At 40.7% G+C, this 24652-nt stretch carries 37 protein-coding genes; all 37 read right to left on the reverse strand.

Annotation, left to right across the window (positions count from 1 at the left end):
• Positions 1-84 precede the first annotated feature (84 nt).
• A complete protein-coding gene (locus tag ACERJO_RS13585; RefSeq protein ID WP_373647855.1) occupies positions 85-1551 on the reverse strand; it encodes a restriction endonuclease subunit S in 1467 nt (488 codons plus the stop codon).
• Positions 1544-3004: a class I SAM-dependent DNA methyltransferase gene (locus ACERJO_RS13590; RefSeq protein ID WP_373647856.1), complete on the reverse strand. Its 1461-nt coding sequence runs from the start codon at positions 3002-3004 to the stop codon at positions 1544-1546. The genes ACERJO_RS13585 and ACERJO_RS13590 overlap by 8 nt, the downstream gene beginning before the upstream one ends.
• Positions 3005-3007: 3 nt before the next feature.
• The gene (gene hsdR / locus ACERJO_RS13595) at positions 3008-6250 is read right to left on the reverse strand and encodes a type I restriction-modification system endonuclease (protein ID WP_373647857.1); all 3243 of its coding nucleotides are present in this window, start codon (positions 6248-6250) and stop codon (positions 3008-3010) included.
• A 121-nt stretch (positions 6251-6371) separates the two neighbouring features.
• Positions 6372-6659 (reverse strand): transposase family protein, encoded by a 288-nt coding sequence (locus tag ACERJO_RS13600; RefSeq protein ID WP_373647858.1) that lies wholly within the window; start codon positions 6657-6659, stop codon positions 6372-6374.
• A 177-nt stretch (positions 6660-6836) separates the two neighbouring features.
• Complete coding sequence (gene rpsI / locus ACERJO_RS13605; RefSeq protein WP_247106998.1) at positions 6837-7229, reverse strand: 30S ribosomal protein S9; 393 nt, start codon at positions 7227-7229, stop codon at positions 6837-6839.
• 19 nt (positions 7230-7248) lie between these two features.
• Positions 7249-7686, reverse strand: coding sequence for a 50S ribosomal protein L13 (rplM, locus tag ACERJO_RS13610; RefSeq protein ID WP_373647859.1), 438 nt, complete (start codon positions 7684-7686; stop codon positions 7249-7251).
• A gap of 186 nt (positions 7687-7872) precedes the next feature.
• Positions 7873-8631 carry a tRNA pseudouridine(38-40) synthase TruA gene (gene truA / locus ACERJO_RS13615; RefSeq protein WP_373647860.1) on the reverse strand — a complete coding sequence of 253 codons (759 nt, stop codon included), beginning with the start codon at positions 8629-8631 and terminating at the stop codon, positions 7873-7875.
• Positions 8632-8644: 13 nt separating this feature from the next.
• A complete protein-coding gene (locus ACERJO_RS13620) occupies positions 8645-9448 on the reverse strand; it encodes an energy-coupling factor transporter transmembrane component T family protein (protein ID WP_373647861.1) in 804 nt (267 codons plus the stop codon).
• Positions 9445-10311, reverse strand: coding sequence for an energy-coupling factor transporter ATPase (locus ACERJO_RS13625; protein WP_373647862.1), 867 nt, complete (start codon positions 10309-10311; stop codon positions 9445-9447). Before ACERJO_RS13625 ends, ACERJO_RS13620 begins: the two co-directional genes overlap by 4 nt.
• Entirely contained in the window at positions 10287-11123 is an 837-nt protein-coding gene (locus tag ACERJO_RS13630) for an energy-coupling factor transporter ATPase (protein WP_373647863.1), read from the reverse strand. The genes ACERJO_RS13625 and ACERJO_RS13630 overlap by 25 nt, the downstream gene beginning before the upstream one ends.
• A gap of 476 nt (positions 11124-11599) precedes the next feature.
• Positions 11600-11974 carry a 50S ribosomal protein L17 gene (gene rplQ / locus ACERJO_RS13635; protein ID WP_247106991.1) on the reverse strand — a complete coding sequence of 125 codons (375 nt, stop codon included), beginning with the start codon at positions 11972-11974 and terminating at the stop codon, positions 11600-11602.
• A 48-nt stretch (positions 11975-12022) separates the two neighbouring features.
• On the reverse strand, positions 12023-12967 hold the full coding sequence (locus tag ACERJO_RS13640) for a DNA-directed RNA polymerase subunit alpha (protein WP_247106989.1): 945 nt from the start codon (positions 12965-12967) through the stop codon (positions 12023-12025).
• Positions 12968-13130: 163 nt separating this feature from the next.
• The gene (gene rpsK / locus ACERJO_RS13645) at positions 13131-13523 is read right to left on the reverse strand and encodes a 30S ribosomal protein S11 (RefSeq protein ID WP_247106987.1); all 393 of its coding nucleotides are present in this window, start codon (positions 13521-13523) and stop codon (positions 13131-13133) included.
• 20 nt (positions 13524-13543) lie between these two features.
• The gene (gene rpsM, locus ACERJO_RS13650) at positions 13544-13909 is read right to left on the reverse strand and encodes a 30S ribosomal protein S13 (protein WP_247106985.1); all 366 of its coding nucleotides are present in this window, start codon (positions 13907-13909) and stop codon (positions 13544-13546) included.
• A 21-nt stretch (positions 13910-13930) separates the two neighbouring features.
• Positions 13931-14044, reverse strand: coding sequence for a 50S ribosomal protein L36 (rpmJ, locus tag ACERJO_RS13655; RefSeq protein ID WP_003322638.1), 114 nt, complete (start codon positions 14042-14044; stop codon positions 13931-13933).
• Between the two features lie 56 nt (positions 14045-14100).
• Positions 14101-14319: a translation initiation factor IF-1 gene (infA, locus tag ACERJO_RS13660; protein ID WP_010896341.1), complete on the reverse strand. Its 219-nt coding sequence runs from the start codon at positions 14317-14319 to the stop codon at positions 14101-14103.
• Between the two features lie 4 nt (positions 14320-14323).
• Complete coding sequence (locus ACERJO_RS13665) at positions 14324-14632, reverse strand: KOW domain-containing RNA-binding protein (RefSeq protein WP_247106984.1); 309 nt, start codon at positions 14630-14632, stop codon at positions 14324-14326.
• An 18-nt stretch (positions 14633-14650) separates the two neighbouring features.
• Positions 14651-15397, reverse strand: coding sequence for a type I methionyl aminopeptidase (gene map, locus ACERJO_RS13670; RefSeq protein ID WP_247106982.1), 747 nt, complete (start codon positions 15395-15397; stop codon positions 14651-14653).
• Entirely contained in the window at positions 15394-16047 is a 654-nt protein-coding gene (locus tag ACERJO_RS13675) for an adenylate kinase (protein WP_247106981.1), read from the reverse strand. Before ACERJO_RS13675 ends, map begins: the two co-directional genes overlap by 4 nt.
• 70 nt (positions 16048-16117) lie before the next feature.
• Positions 16118-17413 (reverse strand): preprotein translocase subunit SecY, encoded by a 1296-nt coding sequence (gene secY / locus ACERJO_RS13680; protein ID WP_247106979.1) that lies wholly within the window; start codon positions 17411-17413, stop codon positions 16118-16120.
• On the reverse strand, positions 17413-17853 hold the full coding sequence (gene rplO, locus ACERJO_RS13685) for a 50S ribosomal protein L15 (protein WP_247106977.1): 441 nt from the start codon (positions 17851-17853) through the stop codon (positions 17413-17415). Before rplO ends, secY begins: the two co-directional genes overlap by 1 nt.
• A 31-nt stretch (positions 17854-17884) precedes the next feature.
• Positions 17885-18073 (reverse strand): 50S ribosomal protein L30, encoded by a 189-nt coding sequence (gene rpmD / locus ACERJO_RS13690; RefSeq protein WP_247106976.1) that lies wholly within the window; start codon positions 18071-18073, stop codon positions 17885-17887.
• Positions 18074-18087: 14 nt separating this feature from the next.
• On the reverse strand, positions 18088-18588 hold the full coding sequence (rpsE, locus tag ACERJO_RS13695) for a 30S ribosomal protein S5 (RefSeq protein ID WP_035345252.1): 501 nt from the start codon (positions 18586-18588) through the stop codon (positions 18088-18090).
• 18 nt (positions 18589-18606) lie between these two features.
• Positions 18607-18969, reverse strand: coding sequence for a 50S ribosomal protein L18 (rplR, locus tag ACERJO_RS13700; RefSeq protein ID WP_247106974.1), 363 nt, complete (start codon positions 18967-18969; stop codon positions 18607-18609).
• Between the two features lie 30 nt (positions 18970-18999).
• Positions 19000-19536, reverse strand: coding sequence for a 50S ribosomal protein L6 (gene rplF / locus ACERJO_RS13705; RefSeq protein WP_247106972.1), 537 nt, complete (start codon positions 19534-19536; stop codon positions 19000-19002).
• A 30-nt stretch (positions 19537-19566) separates the two neighbouring features.
• Entirely contained in the window at positions 19567-19965 is a 399-nt protein-coding gene (rpsH, locus tag ACERJO_RS13710; RefSeq protein ID WP_247106971.1) for a 30S ribosomal protein S8, read from the reverse strand.
• Positions 19966-19994: 29 nt separating this feature from the next.
• A complete protein-coding gene (locus ACERJO_RS13715) occupies positions 19995-20180 on the reverse strand; it encodes a type Z 30S ribosomal protein S14 (protein ID WP_012957149.1) in 186 nt (61 codons plus the stop codon).
• A 30-nt stretch (positions 20181-20210) separates the two neighbouring features.
• Positions 20211-20750, reverse strand: a complete 540-nt coding sequence (rplE, locus tag ACERJO_RS13720; protein WP_247106970.1) for a 50S ribosomal protein L5 — start codon at positions 20748-20750, stop codon at positions 20211-20213.
• Between the two features lie 26 nt (positions 20751-20776).
• On the reverse strand, positions 20777-21088 hold the full coding sequence (rplX, locus tag ACERJO_RS13725; RefSeq protein ID WP_247107049.1) for a 50S ribosomal protein L24: 312 nt from the start codon (positions 21086-21088) through the stop codon (positions 20777-20779).
• A gap of 44 nt (positions 21089-21132) precedes the next feature.
• Positions 21133-21501 carry a 50S ribosomal protein L14 gene (rplN, locus tag ACERJO_RS13730; protein ID WP_035345236.1) on the reverse strand — a complete coding sequence of 123 codons (369 nt, stop codon included), beginning with the start codon at positions 21499-21501 and terminating at the stop codon, positions 21133-21135.
• 33 nt (positions 21502-21534) lie between these two features.
• Positions 21535-21795 carry a 30S ribosomal protein S17 gene (rpsQ, locus tag ACERJO_RS13735; RefSeq protein WP_247106969.1) on the reverse strand — a complete coding sequence of 87 codons (261 nt, stop codon included), beginning with the start codon at positions 21793-21795 and terminating at the stop codon, positions 21535-21537.
• A 17-nt stretch (positions 21796-21812) separates the two neighbouring features.
• Positions 21813-22016, reverse strand: a complete 204-nt coding sequence (gene rpmC, locus ACERJO_RS13740; RefSeq protein ID WP_035345231.1) for a 50S ribosomal protein L29 — start codon at positions 22014-22016, stop codon at positions 21813-21815.
• Positions 22006-22440 (reverse strand): 50S ribosomal protein L16, encoded by a 435-nt coding sequence (gene rplP, locus ACERJO_RS13745; protein WP_247106967.1) that lies wholly within the window; start codon positions 22438-22440, stop codon positions 22006-22008. The genes rpmC and rplP overlap by 11 nt, the downstream gene beginning before the upstream one ends.
• 2 nt (positions 22441-22442) lie before the next feature.
• Entirely contained in the window at positions 22443-23102 is a 660-nt protein-coding gene (gene rpsC / locus ACERJO_RS13750) for a 30S ribosomal protein S3 (protein ID WP_247106966.1), read from the reverse strand.
• 3 nt (positions 23103-23105) lie between these two features.
• On the reverse strand, positions 23106-23447 hold the full coding sequence (rplV, locus tag ACERJO_RS13755; RefSeq protein ID WP_247106965.1) for a 50S ribosomal protein L22: 342 nt from the start codon (positions 23445-23447) through the stop codon (positions 23106-23108).
• A 23-nt stretch (positions 23448-23470) separates the two neighbouring features.
• Entirely contained in the window at positions 23471-23749 is a 279-nt protein-coding gene (gene rpsS / locus ACERJO_RS13760) for a 30S ribosomal protein S19 (protein ID WP_035345220.1), read from the reverse strand.
• Between the two features lie 60 nt (positions 23750-23809).
• The gene (rplB, locus tag ACERJO_RS13765; protein ID WP_247106964.1) at positions 23810-24640 is read right to left on the reverse strand and encodes a 50S ribosomal protein L2; all 831 of its coding nucleotides are present in this window, start codon (positions 24638-24640) and stop codon (positions 23810-23812) included.
• Positions 24641-24652: the final 12 nt, after the last annotated feature.

The following is a 24652-nucleotide window of genomic DNA, read 5'->3' on the forward strand; positions in this document are numbered from 1 at the left end:
TTTAGGGCTTTTTGCTTTATATAAAAAATGGGTAATATATTCTTCTATATATTTCGTGGTCAGAATGTGGTCACGAAAATTATGTTACTTTACTTGTTCTTGTAGGACTTCTTTTAGTAATTGGATTGCACTTTCTTCTGTTGGATCATTTGTACCCAGTTCGCCACGGAAGGCTTTATTTAAGATAGATGTTTTCAATTGTTCGGTATTAAAATTTAAATTCTCCAATATTTCTTTTTGTTTTTCATCATAACCACTCAATATCCTAACAATTTCTCTTTGTTCATTTATTGAAGGTACTGGAACCATTAATTCCTTTAACACTTTGACTGAAGCAATATTTTTTATAGCTGTCCCTCTTGTATTATCAGTAACTTGATTATTAAAAGTCTCGGAGCGAAACAACTCTATAAAATATTGCGAATTAATTAAATCTTCATTCAATGAGATCTTTAATAGAGCTTGGTTAATAACGCCTTCTTCTATATCTTGAGGAGCTATAGCAATTTTACCAATTGTTCCGGAACAACTAATTATCAAATCACCTGGAAGAACTTTGAACGCTTCCAGTTCCTTGTATTTTTCTTCATTTATATAATACGTACCAATTGTGAAATCGTCATAAATCGCATTTTTTTGTTCATATACTTTATAACCTTCTTTTACAAAGAACTCTTTTTTTAGAGCACTCCCGAACGGGCCCCTTTTCATTGCATGTTTGTCTTGTTCCACAACGTCTTTTAATTTTTTCCACTTCCAACCTAAAGGTAGTTGGTAAGGAAAATCACCATCATTAACTAGCTGCTCTAAGTCATGATTATTAACGGGGTTTTCCTCACGCCACTTTTTAGTTAATTCCCCACGAAAAGCCCTATCTAAAATTGCAGCTCGTCGAATTTCAAACGTTTCCTTTGCTTCCTCAATTAATCGCTTTGCGTCGCCAATTTTAATTAAAAGGCGTTCCACTTTGTCAGCAATTCGTTTTTGTTCTTTTAAAGGAGGTAAAGGAATTGATATTTCACTTATATTTTTTAATGTTAGGTTTGCCTGTGCTGTAGTCTTTTGTTGACTTAATAAATTATTTTGCAAGGCTGGAGAAGAAAGACCATACATTATATATTCATGATTTATCTTATTATTAAGAAGTCTTATGAATGCTATAGCTTGATTCATATTACACGGAAGGTGTTCTTTTTTAATTATTGCTACTCTTCCTAATGCTCCTGCTATAGAAATTAAGATATCATTCTCTTCCCCCTTAGATCTCTTTAGAACACTATCATGAGTAACTTCATTAATAAATTTCACTTTTGATAAATCTAAAGTTCTATTTTTTGTGATATTCTCAACCCTTAAAAAATTGACACCTTCATCTGTATAATCATGACCTTTACTCTTTGGAGGGGTAGTACCCTTTGAAACAACTTTGGATAAATGCCCAAGGCTAACCCATGTCCAATTTTCTGGCACTTCATAAGGCTGCTCTTCCACAGGAAATGCTTCTTCTATCAATCCCTCTACTTTCTGCTTTATCTTACCTTTCCTACTCATTCCTTCCCACCTCAACTGGTTCAGTAATAACCTTACCTTCCTCAACCTCACGAAGCTCTGCTACAACCTCATTCAATAAGCTAACAGCTTGCTCAAGTTTTTCAATCGCCTCTTCTGCTGATTCAATTGGATCAGGTAGGTTATCATAAGCCGATAAAGATTCATCTGCAATTAGCCCAATATCTAAACTATTATCCTTTTTCTGAATCTCTTCACGAGTAAAGACATTAAAGCGTTCATCTTTTACATTCACTCTGTCTTCTGATTCATATGCAGAGACAAATGCTTCAAAATGCTTTTCTGTTAAAGGTGTTCTTTTACCAAAGCTAGGCATATTCGTTCGTAGATCATACACCCACACACCTTTTGTATTATCCTTATCTGTTACACCACGAGTAAAGAAAAGAACGTTCGTCTTAACACCTTGAGCATAAAAAATCCCAGTAGGTAAGCGTAAGATCGTGTGTAGGTTACACTTATCCATTAAATCTTCTCGAATTTTAGCTCCCATTCCACTTTCAAATAGGACGTTATCTGGTAATACAACAGCTGCACGTGCTTTACCATCTGGTTTTAAAGCACGATATATATGCTGCAAGAAGTTTAACTGTTTGTTCGTAGAAGTAAATGTTAAGTCATCACGGGTAGGACGTTCCCCACCTTGCTTTGTACCGAATGGTGGATTCGTCAAGATCACGTCATAATTTTTAAGGTTCTTACCCATTTCCGATAATGTATCACCTAATGTAATTTCACCTTGAATGTCGTGTAACATCGCATTCATCAGTGCTAGACGATGAGTGTCTTTCACAAGTTCAACACCAGTAAAAGCTTTATATTTTTGAAATTCAGCTTCTTTTTCCCCTAAATCAAAATAATCGTCTGTTTGCTCACGAACATAACGGTCCGCTGCAATCATAAATCCAAATGTTCCAGCGGCTGGGTCATTACAACGCTCTCCCGGTTGTGGGTTTACCAGCTTAACAATTACGTCAATCAAAACACGAGGAGTAAAGTACTGCCCTGCACCTGATTTTGTTTCACTCGCATTCTTTTCTAATAGACCCTCGTATAAGTCACCTAGCCCCTCTTCTTTTGCGCTGTACCAATCAAGCTCGTCAATTGAACGAACAATTTTCTCTAAGTTCTTTGGTTCATCTATATTTGTTTTAGCATTTGTATAGATTTGCTTTAGAACATCGTTACCTTCATTACCTAAATCAATAAGCAACTTTTGGTAATGAGTCTTTAGTTCAAGACCATGAATGCTTACTAATGAACCCCAGCGGTACTCTTCAGGTATCGCTGCCTTATCCTCGTTATCTGTTTCCTTCATCATTTTTAAAAACAATAAATAAGTTAATTCTGTTACGTATTGATGATACGTAATCCCATCATCTCGTAATACGTTACATAAATTCCATAATTTCTGTACAATCTGTTGGTTACCCATATATTAAGCTTGCTCCTTCTCATCATTAACATATAATGCATAGTTGATTTTACTCACAATATCGTCTAGTTGTCCATCAAATATCTTATTTAACTGCTTGTATCCACCACGACTTTTAAATGGTTCGACATCAAATGCTTGCTCTGGGTCTGGGTCTAAGACAGATTCTTTTAAAAGTTGCTTTTCGATCCGTTCTAACCATGACTTCTGGATTTTCGGCCATGCTTTCATTCCATAGATTTTTTTCATCGCATTCTTTATTCGTTCCTCGTGGTCCATTAATGGATCCCCTAATGCCTGTTGGCGAATAAAACTAATAATATCAGCTGCAATATCTTCATTTTTCGCATCTCGCCACGCTGTTTGTAAGCTCTTTTCTGTGAAACCCTTTTGGTCTAGTGCAATCCTTAACTCTCTTAATTGCTGACGCGTTAATTCTTTAGGACGTGTACAGACCACTTGAAGAGCTGGAATCAAGTTCATGTTCTCTTTAATAAACTGATTAAAGCTTTGCAAATAATCTTCTGGCTTCTCCGCATCCCCATACCCACGAGTAACTTCTCTCACTTCATCTTCATGTGTTGAAATATACTGAAGTACAGGTCTTCCTCTATTCTCGTCAAGGTACTGTAGTATGTTTTGGTTAGATGTTAATTTTTCGATCACTTTTTCTGGTTCTGATTGTTTCATCCATTCCACGAACTCATTTATCGTTTGCCCACCCGATAGGACTTTAAAGTCTTCATGGTCCTTTTCTTCCCAACGCTGCTTTCTACGCTGGACTTTTGCAATCAATTCTTCTTTATGCTGCTGTTGTTGGCCTTTATCATCCAACTGCTCCAATTCTTCTACTAACTGTTGCACGGTTACTTTTGGGCTTTTGACAACTGGTTTCATTGTTGTATAAGGCTTTAGTGACTCGTAGATTCCGACTGCATCATAAATAGAGAAGTGATCCTTTCCAATTTCATCATAACGCCTTGTTGCCCGGCCCAGCATTTGCTCATAGAGAATCCGAGAGCGAACACGTCTTAGAAAGACCAAATTGGTAATCGGAGGCACGTCGACGCCTGTTGTTAGTAAATCAACGGTCACAACGATGTTCGGTAAGCGTTCGTTTTTAAATAACTTTATCGCTTGGGATGGATTTTTAATCGAGCCAGTAATTTTCATTACCGCATTATCATCAATTGGTCCATGAATTTCTTCTAACTCTTCTTTAAAAATCCTTACAATCATATCGGCATGATCATCTGTTGCTGCGAACATTAACGTTTTTCCCAGACTCGTTGGATCAATGTACTTAGCTAGTTCTGCTAGAATCACGCGGTTAAAGTTTTCGGTAATCACGGTTTTATTAAAGTTGGTTACTTCAATATTTACTTCGTCTTCTAGCAGCTCCGTTTCGATTTCACCCGTCCGAGTATTGTAAATGTCTACTGTCTCTCCGACAGACCATTGAATGCCTTTTTTCTTTAGCGCTGTCTCAAATTGATACGGTGGCTCATGGTCGATCAAATAGCCATCCACCACTGCTTCACGGTAGGAATAAGTAAACACAGCTTTCCTAAAAATCTCAACAGTATGTAGAGCAGGAGTGGCAGTTAAACCGATTTTTGTTGCATCAAAATACTCTAACACTTGGCGGTATTTACTCACATAGTCCTGATGATCCCTAAATAACTCTTCTACTTCTGACAATTCCTTATCGAGTGTATAGCCTCTATGAGCTTCATCGACGATGATACAATCATATTGATCTACAGTCGGTTTATTTTGCTCGTTGTCAGAGTAGAATAATCGCTTTAACATCCCTTGTACAGTGGCAATTTGCACTTTTGTTTCTGGATTAGGTTGTACATCATCTAGAGATTGAAGCTCAAAAATTTCCGTGAATGAGTGGTAATTTTCTAGCTTAGAATCTTTAAATGCACCCTCTGCTTGTTCCCCAAGTGCAGACCGATCAACTAAAAACAAAATACGTTTAAAACGGTTATGTTTTATGAGACGATAAATAAGACCAATTGCCATTCTTGTTTTCCCAGTTCCTGTTGCCATTGCAAGTAAAATCTCACGCTGTTCCTTTTCCACAGCACGTTCAACCGCTTTGATGGCATCCTCTTGATAAGGTCGTAAATTTAAATAATCTAGTGTTTCATCTTGGAGTTTTTGATTTGCTCGATCTACGTCTTGTTTTAACAACTCTTTTAGACCTTGTGGAGAATACCATGCCTTAAGGGGACGCGGATGATTGGTTGGCTTTCTTGCATCTAAAAACCATATTCCTGATTTAGACTCAAATTGCTTCATGTATGGTCGTCCATTTGTTGCAAATAAAAACGGAACAAAATAATCGCCATACGGTTGTAAGATAGTCTCGTCGCCCTTTTTTTCTACTAGCCGAGCATAGTTCTTTGCCTGCTCTATGTCAGAGGGGATGTTCTTACTCAATCTCTTCGCTTCGATGATTCCAACGAACTCTAACCCAATAAACAAAGCATAATCGGCAAATCCTTTTTTTAATGGCCATTCAGCAATAGCTAAATTCTTTCCTTTTTCAGGACGAACACCTTTTCCATATCGCAGCTCTTCCGTATCCACTTCCCAACCTGCTTCGCGTAACTGTTCATCTATTTTTATACGTGTTTCGGCCTCTGTTAAGTTTAAGTTACTTCCAAACGTTCTAGCAGCTTTTTTTCGTTTGAGCTTGTCTTTATCCGGTATATGAGTTTGAACGAGCCTTAGTTTTTCTAGTTCGTTCTCGAGTGTTGCTAATTTATTTTCATATGTAGCAGACAATTTATTTAGTTCTTCTTCATCCACTTTTTTTACTGGAACTGGTTCCTGATATTCCGGCTCCTCAAAATTATAGTCACCGTATACTTGCATAAACCAAACGGCTAGACGGAATGCCATATGGACTAATGCTAGAGCTTCCTTCTGTGTACCATATCCCTCATGCATAGCCTTATTACCTTTTTTGCGAATGGTTTCAAGGATATCATCTATTTCTTGAGTAATTAGGTCATCTCTTCTTAATGCTTGGATGCGATCTGTTTGTTTTGTATCATACGTTTCCTTAATCTCTTCAAATGCCAGTATAAATTTCGTTAACGTCTCAGCAAATACTCGTAGTTTCATCAAGGTTGTGTTTGGATCTATAAAGACGTTACTTTCTGCGGTCTCACCTAGGTTAGCTAAGATGTCCCATTTGTCAGAAAGAAAATGAAAATTGCTTTTTCCCATGATACACCCCCTGTTTATGACTATATTCCTATTATAACCAATAAAAGAGAGTGGGAGAATACATTTCATATAAAAAGGGTTCTAAGTCAAATGTTTAGGTAGGCAAGTTTCCGCCTGCCCCTTAACCTATATGTACCGGTATGTATTTCAATTGATGGTGCAATAAGATTCGCATTCGGAAACATTCATACCGTTTAAAGCCAAATTTACATTTAAATACCTTCGTTTCGTTAAGATGTTTGATCTTCTGAAGCCTGTAATCATGAACACGGTTGGTCCTATTACCGCAACAAGGACATTTATGACGACACTTCGGAACCTCTACAGAAAGCTTCCAGGTTCCCTCAATGACTTCTGAATTTGTAATAATGACATCTTCTAATACTGGGATAATCATGTTATGGTGCATGTACACGCAGCTCCTATCCTTTTTCTTGTTTCGGCAAATTCAAGTATTAAGGACATTAGGGTCTGCGTGCTTTTTTTCACAAAACTTTCTCCATACCCCAACATTTATAATAGAACCGAAAAAACCCTCCCTGCTCCATAAGAGCAAAGAGGGCCGAACGTTGATATAACAGTGATATTAACGTTTTGAGAACTGAGGTGCACGACGTGCTGCTTTAAGACCGTATTTCTTACGTTCTTTCATACGTGCATCACGAGTTAAGAATCCAGCTGATTTAAGAGCCGGACGGTTATCAGGGTCTACTTGAAGTAGCGCACGTGCAACTCCGTGACGGATTGCACCAGCTTGACCTGTGTAACCTCCACCATCAACATTAACAAGAACGTCATATTGACCTTCTACGTCAATTTCTACAAGTGGTTGCTTAACAATAAGCTTAAGTGTTTCAAGACCAAAGTATTCATCTAGTTCACGACCGTTAATCACGATACGTCCATCGCCTGGCAGTAAGCGCACACGAGCAACTGAATTCTTACGACGACCTGTACCATAATATTGTACTTGTGCCAAAATAATACCCTCCTATCGATTAACCACGAAGTTCATATGCTTCTGGTTTTTGAGCTTGATGTTTGTGTTCGCTACCTGCATATACGTGTAGCTTCATTCCTTGAGCGCGTCCAAGTGTATTCTTTGGAAGCATGCCTTTGATTGCTAGCTCTAGCATACGCACAGGCTTGTTCGCTCGCATATCTCCAGCTGTTGTCTTCTTCAAGCCACCTGGGTGAAGAGAATGACGGTAATAAATCTTGTCATTTAGTTTATTTCCTGTTAGTTCAATCTTCTCTGCATTTATCACGATCACGTGATCACCTGTATCAACGTGTGGTGTGAATGTTGGCTTGTGCTTACCGCGAAGAATGGATGCTACTTCAGAAGCAAGACGACCAAGTGTTTGACCTTCTGCGTCGACGACATACCATTTACGCTCAATTTCGTTTGGCTTTGCCATATATGTTGTACGCATAATTTACCCTCCTAATAAACAATCACTTTCAATTTCCTGTACAAACTAAAAAAAGCTTTACATATCCATGTCTATAGTATCGTTCCGGAACCCGGGGCTAGTGGGTTTTTGGAATTACCATCTACCATCATATAATATTCAATATCCAATGTCAATACAATGTTACACTAGGATTCGTTGTTTTTATCATATATGAAAGACGGGATTCGGATATTCGACTTTCCAAAGGTATAAACCTTGTGCTGGCGCGGTTTTGCTTGCTTTCGTTCGATCTCGCGCTACTAATATTTGAGCGACATCATCACATTCCAATTTACCATAGCCGACCTCTAGCAGCGTTCCGACCATAATTCTCACCATATTATACAAGAAGCCATTGCCTTTGAAGCTGAAAATAACCTCGTCCCGGTCCTTCCAAAGCTCGATTGCCGTTACTTTGCGCACTTTATCTGTGACATCTGTATTGGCTGCACAAAAGGAAGAAAAATCATGCTTTCCCACTAAATATTGAGCCGCACACTTCATCCTCTCCATACTTATATCGCGCTCGATCGTATGTGTGTAATGACGACGGAATACATCACCTTGCTTATTAAGCAGCAAACGATAGCGATATTCCTTTCCCTCTGTATCGAACCGTGCGTGAAATTGCGGATCAACTGACCTTACCTCATGAATGTGAATATCATTAGGCAAACAAGCATTGAAGGCGTTTGGCCAACGCTCCAGAGGAATATGTAAGGACGTATCAAAATGAATCACTTGTCCAATCGCATGCACACCTGCATCTGTTCGTCCAGAGGATATAACCTTTATTTCCTGCCCTTTATGTAGCTTCGTCAGAGCACGTTCAAGCTCAAGCTGCACCGTTCGCTTTTGAGGCTGGACTTGATAACCGGAGAAGTTCGTACCATCATATGAAACAAGACATGCTACACGCTGCATCCTTTCACACCCTTTATACATATCGTAAATAGACAATAACACCTGAAATGATCATCACAACGACTAACGCCACCGTATCTCGTACACACCATTGTAACGCACGGTATTTCGTTCGTCCTTCTCCACCACGGTATGCTCGTGATTCCATCGCTGTCGCTAAATCCTCAGCACGCTTAAAGGAATGCACGAACAAAGGAACTAGTAAGCTTACAAGAGCTGTCATTCTTTTTTTCCAAGGGCCATAACGATAGCTAACCCCTCGGGCGAATTGCGCCTTCAGTAGCCTCTCTGTTTCTTGGAGCAGTGTCGGGACAAATCGAATCGCAATCGTAATCATGAGAGCTAGCTCATGAGATGGAAGCCTCACCCTTTCAAACGGGCGTAACAAGTACTCTAATCCATCCGTTAACACAATCGGCTTTGTCGTTAATGTGAGCAAAGACGTCACTAATATGAGCGAGAGCAGCCTTATCGCAATCATTGCACCTTGGGTGAGTCCTTCCTCAGTAATCGCAAAGATTCCATCACCCACGATCACAGCACCATCGCGATACGTATACAACTGAATAAGAAATAAAATGATCACTAATAATAGAATCGGTTTCATTGCACGCCAAATATAAGAAATAGTAACTCTTGAAAGTAGAATGAGAACAAATAGACAGAAGCAGATGATCCCTAAGGAAAGCCAATTTCTCGCTAGGAAGATCACGACAACTAGCACCATGACAGCAAGTAATTTCGCTCTTGCGTCAAGCCGGTGGACAATCGATTGTCCCGGGAAATATTGACCAATCAAAATATGCTGAAACATCATTTCTCCCTCCTCGAAAGAAGAAATGTCGCCATATGCTCTGCTAGCTCACCTTCATCAAATACCGTTGGCCATTCTCCCAAGTTTAATCGTCTCTTAAACAGATTCCCGAGCTTCATAACAGGTGGAGTATGTAATCCGACCGAAGAAAGCATCTCGCCTTGTGAAAAGACTTCTGAAGGTGTCCCGTGCATTGTTATTTCACCTTTGTTCATAACGATTACGTGATCCGCATATCGAGCGACTTCATCCATCTGATGGGTTACAAGTACAATCGTCGCCTCATGCTCCTTTTGGTACGTTGTAAATAGCGTCATCATTTCCTCTCTCCCAATCGGATCAAGGCTTGCTGTTGGCTCATCTAGCACGATCACCTTTGGTTCACTTGCCAACACTCCCGCAATCGCCACTCGGCGCATTTGTCCCCCACTTAATTCAAAAGGAGACCTTTGTAGAACATCCTTAGATAAGCCGACTAATTCAATCATCGTATGCGCCTTTCGCTTAGCATCACTTTCCGAAACATCAAAGTTAAGCGGTCCAAAGCAAATATCCTTCTCTACTGTTTCCTCAAACAGTTGATGCTCTGGATATTGGAAGATGTAGCCAACATCCTGACGTAACGCTCTCATATCTCCTCGCGATTTTCGCGTAATGTGATGTGATCCAATTTGGACCGTTCCCTCTGTGGGCGTTAGAAGCCCATTGATATGCTGAGTGAACGTTGATTTCCCAGATCCTGTTGCTCCGATAATAGCCGTAAATGAGCCTGATGGGATCGTGACCTCGATATTCTTTAATGCATACTTCTCAAACGGTGTTTTGCGCATATATATGTGACTTACGTTGTTGAAGACAATATCCATAACTGCTCCATCAACTCCTCTTCCTTCAAGAAAAGACGCTGAATCGGAATGCCTCTTTCCCTTAATTGATGCTGTAATGCGACAAGAGGTGGAACCGTTAAGCCCGCTTCACGAATTTGAACCGCCTTTTCAAAAAAAGACATCGGAGCCTCATCGACCGTCACTTGACCTCCTTGAATCAACACAACTCGATCACTCTCTAACGCTTCTTCCATGTAATGCGTAATCGTCACAATCGCAGAGCCTTGTTGTTGAAGGCTTTTAATCGTAGTAAGCACTTCTTCTCGTCCCGTAGGATCAAGCATTGATGTAGCTTCATCAAATACAATTAATTCTGGCTCCATCGCTGCAACTCCTGCTATCGCGACTCGTTGCTTTTGTCCACCTGATAAGCGATGAGGCTCTTCCTTAAGCAAATGTCGAGTTCCCGTTAAGGAGGCATATTTTTCAATACGTACCTTCATCTCAGCAGGTGCTATCCCCATATTTTCAAGGCCAAATGCGATATCATCCTCCACAGTTGTCGCAACAAACTGGTTATCAGGGTTTTGAAAGACCATTCCAACCCTTTGTCGAATTGGAAACAAAGCTTGCTCATCTTTCGTATTATATCCGTCAACAATCACTTCGCCTTCAGTAGGGAGAAGAAGTCCGTTTAGTAGTTTAGCAAACGTTGACTTCCCCGAGCCATTACGACCAACAATCGTCAGCCATTCACCCTTTTCCACTGTTATATTCATCGCTTGTAATGTCCATGGTACGTCTTCATGATAACGAAAAAAGACATCCTTCATTGCAATTAAACTCGACAAAACGACCAACACCTTTTTTTCCATAGTGTTCAACTATATAAACAACAAAACTAGTGTCTTCAAAAATGGACACTGAAAAAGTTTGTTTTTAACTTTTAAGGTTCCCTTTAAAATAAGAGAAAGCATTCGAAACGAGGGAGAAAAGCCAAAATAGAGGCCAAAACGAACCATAAAAAACGAAATAGAGGAATGAGGAACCGCATACAGCAGCTGACCTATGTGCTCCTTCTCCGTCCATCCCTGTGCAGTCGATCGGCAATTCTTTTCTTCATTCCGTCGTGATGGGCGTTACAAAGGAGTTGAGCGTTTATTAAAATGCGGTTCTTTCATAAAGCATGGCCGTCGACTGCTGCAATCCACCTATTTCCTCCATGATGAAACATCTAACAATGTGATACTTTCATATCTATCAAAAAAAGGGCCCAGTGTCAGAGCGTAATAGCCCGGATCTGATTTGCCCTTTAAAATCACGTTACTTATTCACCTTTTTCAACAAGCTCGATAATAACCATCGGTGCACCATCTCCACGACGAGGACCGACTTTCAAAATACGAGTGTATCCACCTTGACGGTCTTCAAAGCGTGGTGCGATGTCTGAGAAAAGCTTTTGTACAGCATCTTGACCAGACTCTTCATTTGCAACTTCTTTACGAATGAAAGCAGCTGCTTGACGACGAGCGTGAAGATCTCCACGCTTACCAAGAGTGATCATTTTCTCCACGATTGAACGAAGCTCTTTTGCTTTTGCTTCTGTTGTTTCAATACGCTCATTAATAATAAGATCAGTAGCAAGGTCACGGAACAACGCCTTACGACCAGCACTATCACGACCTAATTTTGCATATGCCATGTAAATTCCCCTCCTTTGTCACTATTGCAATTCACTATGTGACTTAGCTTATTCTTCATTGCGAAGGGCTAAACCAAGTTCTCCTAATTTCTCTTGAACTTCTTCTAAAGATTTACGACCAAGGTTACGCACTTTCATCATATCTTCTTCCGATTTATGAGTAAGCTCTTGCACCGTATTGATGCCAGCACGCTTTAAACAGTTGTAAGAACGAACAGATAGGTCAAGCTCTTCAATCGTCATTTCAAGAACTTTCTCTTTTTGATCTTCCTCTTTTTCAACCATAATCTCAGCGTTTTGCGCTTGATCAGTTAATCCAACAAAGATATTCAAATGCTCAGTCAAGATTTTTGCCCCGATTGAAACAGCTTCTTCAGGGCGAATGCTTCCGTCAGTCCAGACATCAAGAGTTAGTTTGTCATAGTTGGTCACTTGACCGACGCGCGTATTCTCAACTTGATAATTCACACGAGAAACAGGTGTGTAAATGGCATCAATAGGAAGAACCCCGATAGGTTGATCGTCTCTCTTATTCCCTTCTGCTAACACATATCCACGGCCACGCTGAGCAGTCAAACGCATATGCAAATGAGCTCCTTTTGCTAACGTTGCAATGTGTAAGTCTGGATTTAAGATTTCAACATCACTATCATGAGTAATGTCTGCTGCTGTTACGACCCCTTCACCTTGAACATCAATTTCTAAAGTCTTCTCCTCTTCAGAATAGATCTTCAGGGCAAGGTTCTTTACATTCAAGATGATCGTCGTTACATCCTCTACAACCCCTTCAATGGTTGAGAATTCATGTAAGACCGAGTCAATTTGAACCGTTGAAACAGCGGCGCCAGGTAAAGAAGAAAGTAGAATACGACGTAAGGAGTTACCTAGTGTTGTCCCGTAACCTCTTTCGAGTGGCTCAACTACAAATTTTCCATACTTTGCGTCTTCACTTATTTCAACCGCTTCAATATTTGGCTTTTCGATTTCAATCATTAACAAACCCTCCTTCAAAACGTCGAACTCCGGTAGACTTGCAGGGATTGCCTGACCGGTGATTCAGTCGGCAATTCCTTTGCATGATACTAATCTTCTAACGGACGATTATCGCTCTATCCATTATAGACAAATTAGAAGATTCTATACAATATGTGTCAGGTTACACTCTACGACGTTTTGGTGGACGGCAACCGTTGTGCGGAACCGGAGTAACATCTTTGATCATGTTTACTTCAAGTCCAACAGCTTGTAAAGAACGGATTGCTGCCTCACGACCAGCACCAGGACCTTTAACAGTAACCTCAATTACTTTCATACCATGTTCCATCGCTGTTTTTGCAGCAGCTTCAGCAGCCATTTGCGCAGCGAACGGAGTTGATTTACGAGAACCTTTAAAACCTAGCGCGCCAGCACTTGCCCAAGAAATAGCATTACCGTGTGGATCTGTAATTGTCACAATTGTATTGTTAAAAGTAGAACGAATGTGAGCAATACCAGTTTCAATATTTTTACGTTGACGACGCTTTGGACGAGTATTCGTTTTCTTAGCCATTTACTATGTTACCTCCTTTCCTACTTCTTCTTATTTGCTACCGTACGACGAGGACCTTTACGTGTACGAGCATTGTTCTTAGAATTTTGGCCACGTACTGGTAACCCACGACGATGGCGGATACCACGATATGAACCAATTTCAATTAGACGCTTAATATTTAGAGAAACTTCACGACGAAGATCCCCTTCTACTGTTTGACCTTCTACTGCTTCACGAATACGTCCTAACTCTTCTTCCGTTAAGTCACGTACACGAGTATCCTCAGAAACACCTGCTTGAGCAAGAACTTCAGAAGCTGTTGTTTTACCAATTCCAAATACATACGTAAGTGAAATCACAACGCGCTTATCACGAGGAATATCAACACCTGCAACACGTGCCATGTATGCGCACCTCCTTGTAAATTAACCTTGTTTTTGTTTGTGTTTAGGGTTTTCACAAATAACCATAACCGTACCCTTACGACGGATAACCTTACACTTCTCACAAATAGGCTTGACTGATGGTCTTACCTTCATTTTTTTTACCTCCTATTTAGTACGGAGTCGTCTGATTATACAATCAGCGTAACAATTTATTTATATCGATATGTGATTCGTCCACGTGTTAAATCATAAGGTGATAACTCCACTGTCACCTTATCACCTGGTAAAATACGAATAAAGTGCATTCTGATTTTACCAGAAACATGGGCAAGAATCTTATGACCATTTTCTAATTCAACACGAAACATTGCATTTGGAAGAGGTTCAATAACCGTTCCTTCTACCTCGATAACATCTTCTTTTGCCATGGATTTACTCTCCTTCCTTCAGTAAATCAGAGTGTTGCTCAAGAAAGTTTGTAATTGCATACCGTAACTTTCCATTAGTAACACGTCCTGTCTCTACAAAGCTATTGCGTACTTCATCAGCAATATAATCAACGAGCTCAAGGTGATTGAGGTTTTTCCTTTTGACACGGTCAACCTTACGAGTATCACCGTTTGCGATACCAACAAAGCGATCATCAATCAATTCAACAATGATGCCAAACTGTCCTTGGTCACGACCTTTCTTGATAAGTACGATTCGACCAAGCTCTGGACTTGGACCAGAGTCATTCATAAATACCATCACCTACATTTAAGCTTTTGTTAAAATCTCATACCCTGATTCTGTGATTGCAATTGTATGCTCAAAGTGCGCACAATTCTTTCCATCAACTGTAACAACTGTCCACTGATCAGAAAGTGTGCGTACGTACCTGGTTCCAGCATTAATCATCGGCTCAATCGCTAACACCATACCCGGCTTTAGGCGTGGACCTTTCCCAGGGGGACCATAATGAGGTATTTGTGGGTCCTCATGTAAGTCTTGCCCAACGCCGTGCCCGACATACTCACGTACAATTGAATAACCTAATGGCTCTGCATAAGATTGAATCGCATGAGAGATATCAGACAATCGCGCGCCAAATTTTGCTTGATCGAGACCTTGATACAAGGACGTTTCCGTCACTTCTAATAGTTCTTGATCATTTTCTGCAATGTCGCCAACGGCATAGGTCCAAGCTGAATCTCCATGATAGCCATTTAGCTTTGCACCAATGTCAATACTAATGATGTCCCCTTCTTTAAGCACTCGCTTACCAGGAATACCGTGCACCAATTCCTCATTTACCGAAGCGCAGATGCTACCAGTAAATCCATTATAACCTTTGAATGAGGGTGTTGCACCATGTGAACGAATCAGCTTTTCTGCAATCCCATCCAATTCCTTAGTAGATATACCGGGTTGAATATGCTGCTTTAACTCTTGATGTGTCAGAGCAACAATCTTACCAGCTTCCCGCATGATTTCTAATTCTCGTTCCGTTTTACAAATGATCATGCATGAATCCCTTTCAGCAATGAGTCAATATTTGCAAAGACTTCATTGATATCTTGGTCGCCATTGACGTTCTTGAGATATCCTTTTTCTGAATAGAAATCATAAAGCGGCTTAGCTTGTTGTTGGTTAACTTCTAGTCTTTTCTTAACAGTTTCGGGTTTATCGTCATCACGCTGAATTAATTCACTACCATCGACATCACATTTGCCTTCAACCTTTGGTGGGTTAAATAAGACATGATATGTTCTTCCTGTCGTTGGAGAAACGCGACGACCTGTTAGACGCTCAAGCAAAAGCTCAACAGGAACTTCAACATTTAGCACGAAGTCAAGCTTACGACCCATAGAATTGAGCATTTCTTCTAATGCTTCAGCTTGTGCTACTGTTCGAGGAAAGCCGTCTAGCAAGAAGCCCTTTTGACAATCTGACTCAGATAAGCGTTCACGCACTATTCCAATCGTTACTTCATCTGGAACAAGCTCTCCCTTATCCATGTAAGATTTCGCTTCTAAACCAAGCTCGGTTTTGTTTTTAATTGCAGCTCTGAACATATCTCCCGTTGAAATATGAGGGATCTCATACTTCTCGACAATACGCTCAGCCTGAGTTCCTTTACCAGCGCCCGGTAAACCCATCAAAATAAGATTCATTCGTTCATTCACCCCATCTTCGGTCTTAACAACAGGCGAACAGGAAGAACACCTTCCCCTGTTCCCCCTATTACTTAATAAAGCCTTTATAAGAACGTTTTATCAACTGACTTTCAATTTGCTTCATCGTATCTAATGCTACACCAACTACAATTAATAATCCAGTACCGCCAATTTGTACAGCGGCTGGTAAGTCCATTAAGTTTGTGAAGAACACAGGAATAATGGAAACTGTAGCTAAGAATAGCGCGCCAACAAACGTCAAACGATATAAAATGCGTGTTAAGTAAAATTGCGTTGTTTTACCTGGACGGATCCCTGGAATATAGCCACCTTGCTTCTTCAGGTTGTCAGCCATTTTTTCAGGGTTGACTTGAATAAACGTGTAAAAATACGTAAAACCAATGATCAACGCTGCATAGATGACCATGCCGATAGGATTCGTATAGTCGAAAACTCTCGTTACCCAATTTGCAATCTCATTTCCTGAACCAAAGAATCCAGCAATCGTTGGTGGGAAAATAAAGAGAGAGAGTGCAAAGATAACTGGAATAACCCCTGCTGCATTAACCTTTAACGGTAAATGAGTAGACTGACCGCCTACTGGACTACGACCAACTAAACGCTTTGCATATTGTACAGGCACCTTTCTTAATGCTTGCTGAACAAAAATGACTCCAACGACAATTGCTAACACGGCAAGTGCAAGTAGAAGCACTGTAACAATACTTAAAAATAGCTGTTCTCCAGCAGTCTCAATTTGTGTCGCATATAATTGATTGACTCCACCTGGAATACCAGCAGCGATACCCGCAAAGATAATGATAGAAATACCATTACCAACGCCTTTAGCTGTGATTTGTTCACCTAACCACATTAAGAAGGCCGTACCCGCTGTTAGTACGAGTGCAATAAAGATATATGTTGGCACAGATGGATTAGGAATTAATCCTGGGAAAATCGAATTAAATCCGATTGACATTCCGAGCGCTTGGATAAAGCCTAATACGATTGTTCCATAGCGGGTAAACTGAGCTAATTTACGTCTACCAGTTTCCCCTTCTTTCGCCCATTCTGCGAATTTAGGGACGACATCCATTTGCAACAATTGAACGACAATCGATGCTGTAATGTATGGCATAATCCCCATCGCAAAAATAGAAAAGTTCCCTAATGCTCCACCACCAAACGTGTTTAAAAACCCAAATGCATTTGCTTGATCGTCATAGAAATTTAATACGTCCTTGTTCGTGCCTGGAACAGGAATAAAACTTCCGATCCGAAAAACAATGAGCATGAGTAGGGTGAAAATTACTTTATTTCGTAAATCACCCACCCGAAAAATGTTGGAGATCGTCCGGAACATTAAATCACCTCAGTTTTTCCGCCAGCTGCTTCAATCGCTTCTAATGCTGAAGAAGAAAACTTGTGAGCTTTCACAGTTAGGCTTTTTTCAAGATTTCCATTTCCTAAAATCTTAATACCATGCTTAACGTTCTTTACTACACCTGTTTCAATTAGCAACTCAGGAGTTACATCAGTTCCTGCATCGAAACGATTCAGCGTTTCTACATTCACAATCGTCCATTCCTTACGAGTAGGATTCGTAAATCCGCGCTTAGGTAGACGACGGTAAATTGGATTTTGACCACCTTCAAAACCTGGTCTTACTCCACCGCCTGAACGAGCATTTTGACCTTTGTGCCCTTTTCCTGCTGTTTTCCCATTACCAGAACCGATCCCGCGTCCGACACGGTTACGTACTTTACGAGATCCCTCTGCAGGCTTCAACTCATGAAGTTTCATGTTGACACCTCCTCAAATTTAAGTAATCCTATTATGCTTCGATTTCATTTACAGTTACAAGGTGAGCAACTTTGTTCACCATACCGCGAATCGCAGCATTATCTTCTTGAACAACCGTTTGGTGCATTTTACGTAAACCAAGTGTATTAACCGTTACACGTTGGTCTTCTGGACGTCCGATAAGACTACGAGTGAGGGTAATTTCTAATTTCTTAGCCAATTCCTATCCCTCCCTTAACCTAACAGTTCTTCTACTGATTTTCCGCGAAGTTTCGCAACTTCTTCAGCACGTTTTAGGTTCTTTAAGCCTTCGATTGTAGCACGAACCATATTGATTGGATTGTTTGAACCTAGTGATTTAGATAGAATGTCACCAACACCAGCAAGCTCTAGTACCGCACGTACCGGTCCTCCAGCAATAACTCCAGTACCTTCTGATGCATTCTTAAGTAGAACGCGACCTGCACCGAAGTGTCCAACAATCTCATGAGGGATTGTCGTACCCACAACTGGTACTTCGATAAGGTTCTTCTTTGCATCTTCGACAGCTTTGCGAATTGCTTCTGGAACCTCTTGTGCTTTACCCATTCCGAATCCTACGTGTCCATTCTTATCGCCGACAACAACAAGTGCAGCAAAGCGGAAACGACGTCCACCTTTAACAACTTTCGCTACACGATTGACAGCTACTACTTTTTCTTCAAGTTCTAACGTGTTAGGGTCAATACGACGCATTCGTTTTTCCCTCCTTTTTTAGAATTTCAAACCGTTTTCGCGCGCTGCATCTGCAAGCGTCGCTACTCGACCATGATATAAATATCCGCCACGATCAAATACTACTGATTCATGACCTTTTTCAACTGCACGTTTTGCAACTAGTTCGCCTACGGCCTTCGCTGCTTCCGTCTTTGTTAACTCACTCGCATTTACTTCGTTATCTAAAGTAGATGCTGACGCAAGTGTAACCCCATTTACATCGTCAATTAATTGCGCGTAAATGTGCTTCGAAGAACGGAATACATTTAGACGAGGACGTTCAGGTGTTCCAGTGATTGAACGACGTACATGTAAGTGTCGTTTTTTACGTGCCGCATTTTTATTAGGCTTCGTAATCATTGAACGTCAATCCTTTCCGTATGTTAGTGATTATTTACCTGTTTTACCTTCTTTACGACGAATATATTCGCCTTCATAACGAATTCCTTTACCTTTATAAGGTTCAGGTAAACGAACAGAACGGATGTTAGATGCAATCGCACCTACGCGTTCCTTATCAATTCCCTTTACAATCACTTTCGTGTTTGAAGGAACTTCAATTTCAATTCCTTGTTCAGGAGTAATTTCAACCGGATGTGAGTAACCAACGTTTAGTACAAGCTTCTGACCTGATTTACTAGCACGGTAACCGACACCGACAAGTTCAAGAGAACGCTCGAAACCTTTTGTTACTCCCTCAACCATATTTTGAATTAAGCTACGAGTTGTACCATGAAGAGCACGATGTACTTTATTATCCGAAGGACGTTCTACTGTCACTTCGTTTTCAGCAATATTGATCTTCATTTCTTCGTGTAGCTTACGTTTAAGTTCGCCTTTAGGACCTTTAACTGTCATAAGATGACTATCAAGTGTTACAGTAACACCACTTGGGACCTCAACTGGCTTTTTACCAATACGAGACATTCGTCTACACCTCCGTTCTTATCATATCTATTACCAAACGTACGCTAAAACTTCCCCACCGACTTGTTGTTGACGTGCATCCTTATCCGTCATTACACCATTAGATGTAGAAACAATAGCGATTCCTAGTCCACCTAATACACGAGGAAGCTCACCAGCTTTCGCATATACGCGAAGTCCAGGCTTACTAATACGCTTTAGACCAGTAATAACACGCTCATTAGTTACACCATATTTCAAGAAAATACGGATGACACCTTGTTTGTTATCTTCAATGTACTCATAATCACGAATAAACCCTTCGCGCTTAAGAATATCAGCAATTTCCTTCTTTACCTTTGAAGCAGGTAGTTCTAGCTTCTCGTGACGTACCGTATTAGCATTACGGATACGAGTAAGCATATCTGCAATTGGATCTGTCATGACCATTATTCTTTACCTCCTTCCCGTTCTAGGGATTACCAACTAGCTTTTTTCACACCAGGGATTTGACCCTTATGCGCAAGTTCTCTAAAGCAAATTCTGCAAAGTTTAAACTTGCGTAATACTGAATGAGGACGACCGCAACGTTCACAACGAGTATACTCTTGTACTTTATACTTTTGTGTGCGCTTTTGCTTTGCAATCATAGATTTCTTCGCCAACGTTTTCCCTCCTCTTCGAAAAGTCTTCGATTATTTTTGAAATGGCATTCCCATTTGTGTTAATAATTCACGAGCTTCTTCATCCGTTTCAGCAGTTGTTACTAAAACAACATCCATTCCGCGAACTTTATCCACTTTATCATAGTCAACTTCAGGGAAAATTAATTGTTCTTTCACACCTAATGTGTAATTCCCACGGCCGTCAAATGCTTTCTTTGATACACCACGGAAGTCACGTACACGAGGTAATGCAACAGTAATTAACTTATCAAGGAATTGATACATACGCTCTCCGCGTAATGTCACCTTAGCACCGATCGGCATACCTTCACGTAATTTAAATCCAGCAATAGACTTTTTCGCCTTCGTAATTAATGGCTTTTGACCTGTGATTTCTGTTAATTCTTCAACAGCTTTATCAAGTGCCTTTGCGTTTGATACAGCATCACCAACACCCATGTTGACAACGATTTTCTCAAGCTTAGGTACACCCATTACTGAAGAATGGTTGAACTTCTCAACAAGAGAAGGAACAATTTCAGTTGAATATTTCTCCTTTAAACGACTCATACTATTGACCTCCTTTCACACTCTGACTATTTATCTAAAACTTCGCCAGACTTTTTCGCAACTCTTACCTTTTTACCATTCTCTTCTCTGAAACCTACTCGGGTAGGTTCGCCAGATTTAGGATCAATTGGCATTACGTTAGAAGAGTGAATTGGCGCTTCTTGGTTCAAGATCCCACCTTGTGGATTATCTTGAGAAGGCTTCGCATGCTTCTTGATCATGTTAACTCCTTCTACAAGAACGCGACTCTTCTTAGGAAATGCCTCTAGAATTACACCTTGTTTTCCTTTGTCTTTTCCTGAGATGACTTTAACCGTATCACCTTTTTTGACATGCATTGACATTATTGCACCTCCTTGAGCGGGCCTAACTTATATCTTAATTAAAGAACTTCTGGAGCAAGAGAAACAATTTTCATGAATTGATTTTCACGAAGTTCACGTGCAACAGGTCCAAAAATACGAGTACCTCTTGGGCTCTTATCGTCACGGATAATAACCGCTGCATTCTCATCAAATTTAATGTAAGAACCATCTTTACGACGAGCACCACTCTTCGTACGTACAACAACCGCTTTAACGACTTCACCTTTCTTGACAACGCCGCCTGGTGTTGCTTGTTTTACCGAACAAACAATAACATCACCAATATTAGCTGTTTTACGACCTGAGCCACCTAGTACTTTAATACAAAGCACTTCACGAGCACCAGAGTTATCAGCAACTTTTAAACGACTTTCTTGTTGGATCATAAGATCTTACCTCCCTTCAACTAAAGGATCTTATTAGATAATTACCGCTACTTCAACGATCTCTACTAAGCGGAAACGTTTATCTTTAGAAAGTGGACGAGTTTCCATGATTTTAACGATATCGCCAACTTTTGCACTATTTTCTTCATCGTGCGCTTTGAACTTCTTAGAATACTTTACGCGTTTACCGTAAAGACGATCTTTCTTATATGTTTCAACAAGAACCGAAATGGTCTTATCCATCTTGTCTGAAACAACGCGCCCTGTATAAACCTTACGTTGGTTGCGTTCCATTTAAGCAAACCTCCTTTTTAGCCGTTGTTAATTCCAAGCTCACGTTCACGTAGTACAGTCTTCGCACGAGCGATTGCTTTGCGAACTTCACGAATACGGGTTGGATTATCCAATTGACCAGTCGCTAGTTGAAAGCGAAGGTTAAACAACTCTTCTTTTAATGATTGTGTCTTTTGCTCAATTTCAGCAGTGGTTAAGTTACGAATCTCATTAGCTTTCATTTGCGTCACCACCCACTTCTTCGCGTTTTACAAACTTACATTTCACTGGTAACTTATGTGCGGCCAGACGTAATGCTTCACGTGCAACTTCCTCAGGAACACCAGCAATTTCAAACATAATCTTACCTGGTTTAACAACAGCTACCCAACCTTCAGGAGCCCCTTTACCAGAACCCATTCGAACTTCTAATGGCTTAGCAGTATATGGCTTTGAAGGGAAAATCTTAATCCAAACTTTACCGCCACGTTTCATGTAACGTGTCATTGCAATACGAGCAGCTTCAATTTGACGATTCGTGATCCATGAAGCATCAAGTGCTTGTAGACCATATTCGCCAAAATGCACTTCAGTCCCGCCCTTAGCACGACCTCTCATCTTACCACGGTGCTCACGGCGATATTTTACGCGTTTAGGCATTAACATGATTAGTTGCCTCCTTCCACTTTGTTCGTTCCTTTTGTAGGAAGGACTTCACCACGATAAATCCAGATTTTAACACCTAACTTACCGTATGTTGTATCAGCTTCTGCTGTACCATAATCGATATCAGCACGAAGTGTGTGAAGTGGAACCGTTCCTTCACTATAATGTTCAGCACGAGCGATATCCGCACCACCAAGACGACCAGACACTTGAGTCTTAATCCCCTTTGCACCGGAGCGCATTGTACGTTGAATCGCTTGCTTCATCGCACGTCGGAATGAAATACGATTTTCTAATTGACGAGCAATGTTCTCTGCAACAAGCTTCGCATCTAAATCTGCTTGCTTAATTTCAAAAATGTTAATATGAACTCTTTTACCTGTTAGTGTATTTAGGGCTTTACGTAGCGCCTCTACTTCTGAACCACCTTTACCGATCACCATACCTGGCTTAGCAGTAGAAACGGTAATATTTACACGGTTTGCAGCACGCTCAATTTCAACCTTAGAAACTGAAGCATCCTTCAAACGCTTTTCGATATACTCACGAATTTTAATATCCTCGTGTAGTAGATCAGCAAAATCTTTATCAGCATACCATTTTGACTCCCAGTCATGGATAACACCGACTCGAAGTCCGGTAGGATTTATTTTTTGACCCACGTTTTATCCCTCCTTCTTTTCTGTTACCACTAATGTGATATGACTAGTACGCTTGTTGATGCGACTTGCGCGCCCCATTGCGCGAGGACGGAAACGTTTCAACGTTACGCCTTCATCAACAAAAACTTCACTAATTACAAGATTATTTGGCTCCATTTCATAGTTGTGCTCTGCATTCGCAATCGCTGAGTTCAAAAGCTTCTCTACTACAGGAGATGCTGCTTTTGGCGTGTGGCGAAGAATGGCAATAGCTTCACCGACTTGCTTTCCACGAATAAGATCCACGACTAGACGCACCTTACGAGGAGCAATACGGACTTGTTTTGCTATAGCTTTAGCTTGCATAGGATTGACCTCCCCTCTTACATTTAACGTCTTGTTTTCTTATCATCTGCTGCATGACCTTTATACGTACGAGTAGGTGCAAACTCACCAAGCTTGTGTCCTACCATGTCTTCAGAAATGTAAACAGGTACATGCTTACGGCCATCATATACTGCGATTGTATGACCGATAAATTCAGGGAAAATAGTTGAACGACGAGACCATGTCTTAACAACCTTCTTGTCATTTGCTTCATTTAATCCTTCAACTTTCTTCATTAAATGATCATCGACAAAAGGTCCCTTTTTCAAACTGCGACCCATGAGAATTCCTCCCTTCGTGACCGTCCCACGGTTCTTATTAAGAACCGTAGCCCAATCCCGTTATTTTTTACGACGACGTACAATATACTTATCAGTATCTTTGTTCTTCTTACGAGTCTTGTAGCCAAGAGTCGGCTTACCCCATGGAGACATAGGAGACTTACGACCGATCGGCGCACGACCTTCACCACCACCATGTGGGTGATCGTTAGGGTTCATAACAGATCCACGAACAGTTGGGCGCTTGCCTAACCAACGCGAACGACCTGCTTTACCGATGTTAACAAGTTCGTGCTCAAGATTTCCTACTTGACCGATTGTCGCACGGCAAGTTGCTAGAATATAACGAGTTTCACCAGACTTCAAACGAACAAGTACATAATCGCCTTCTTTACCTAAAAGCTGTGCTTCTGCACCGGCTGAACGTACTAATTGACCGCCTTTACCTGGCTTCAATTCGATATTATGAATAACTGTACCAACAGGGATGTTCTTAAGTGGTAATGCATTCCCAACTTTGATATCAGCTTCCGGACCAGATTCAATTGTTACTCCAACCTTAAGACCTTTCGGAGCTAAAATATAACGCTTTTCACCATCAACATAATGAATAAGTGCGATATTCGCTGAACGGTTCGGATCATACTCGATTGTAGCAACGCGCCCTGGAATTCCATCTTTATTACGCTTAAAGTCAATCACACGGTATTGGCGCTTATGTCCGCCACCTTGATGACGTACAGTTAATTTACCTTGGTTATTGCGTCCGCCTTTTTTGTGTAAAGGGGCTAACAATGACTTTTCTGGTTTGTCTGTAGTGATTTCTGCATAATCTAATACAGACATACCACGACGACCGGCACTGGTTGGTTTATACTTCTTTACCGCCATCTTTAATTCCCT

Source organism: Halalkalibacter sp. AB-rgal2 (assembly GCF_041821005.1).
Taxonomy (GTDB): domain Bacteria; phylum Bacillota; class Bacilli; order Bacillales; family Bacillaceae_D; genus Halalkalibacter.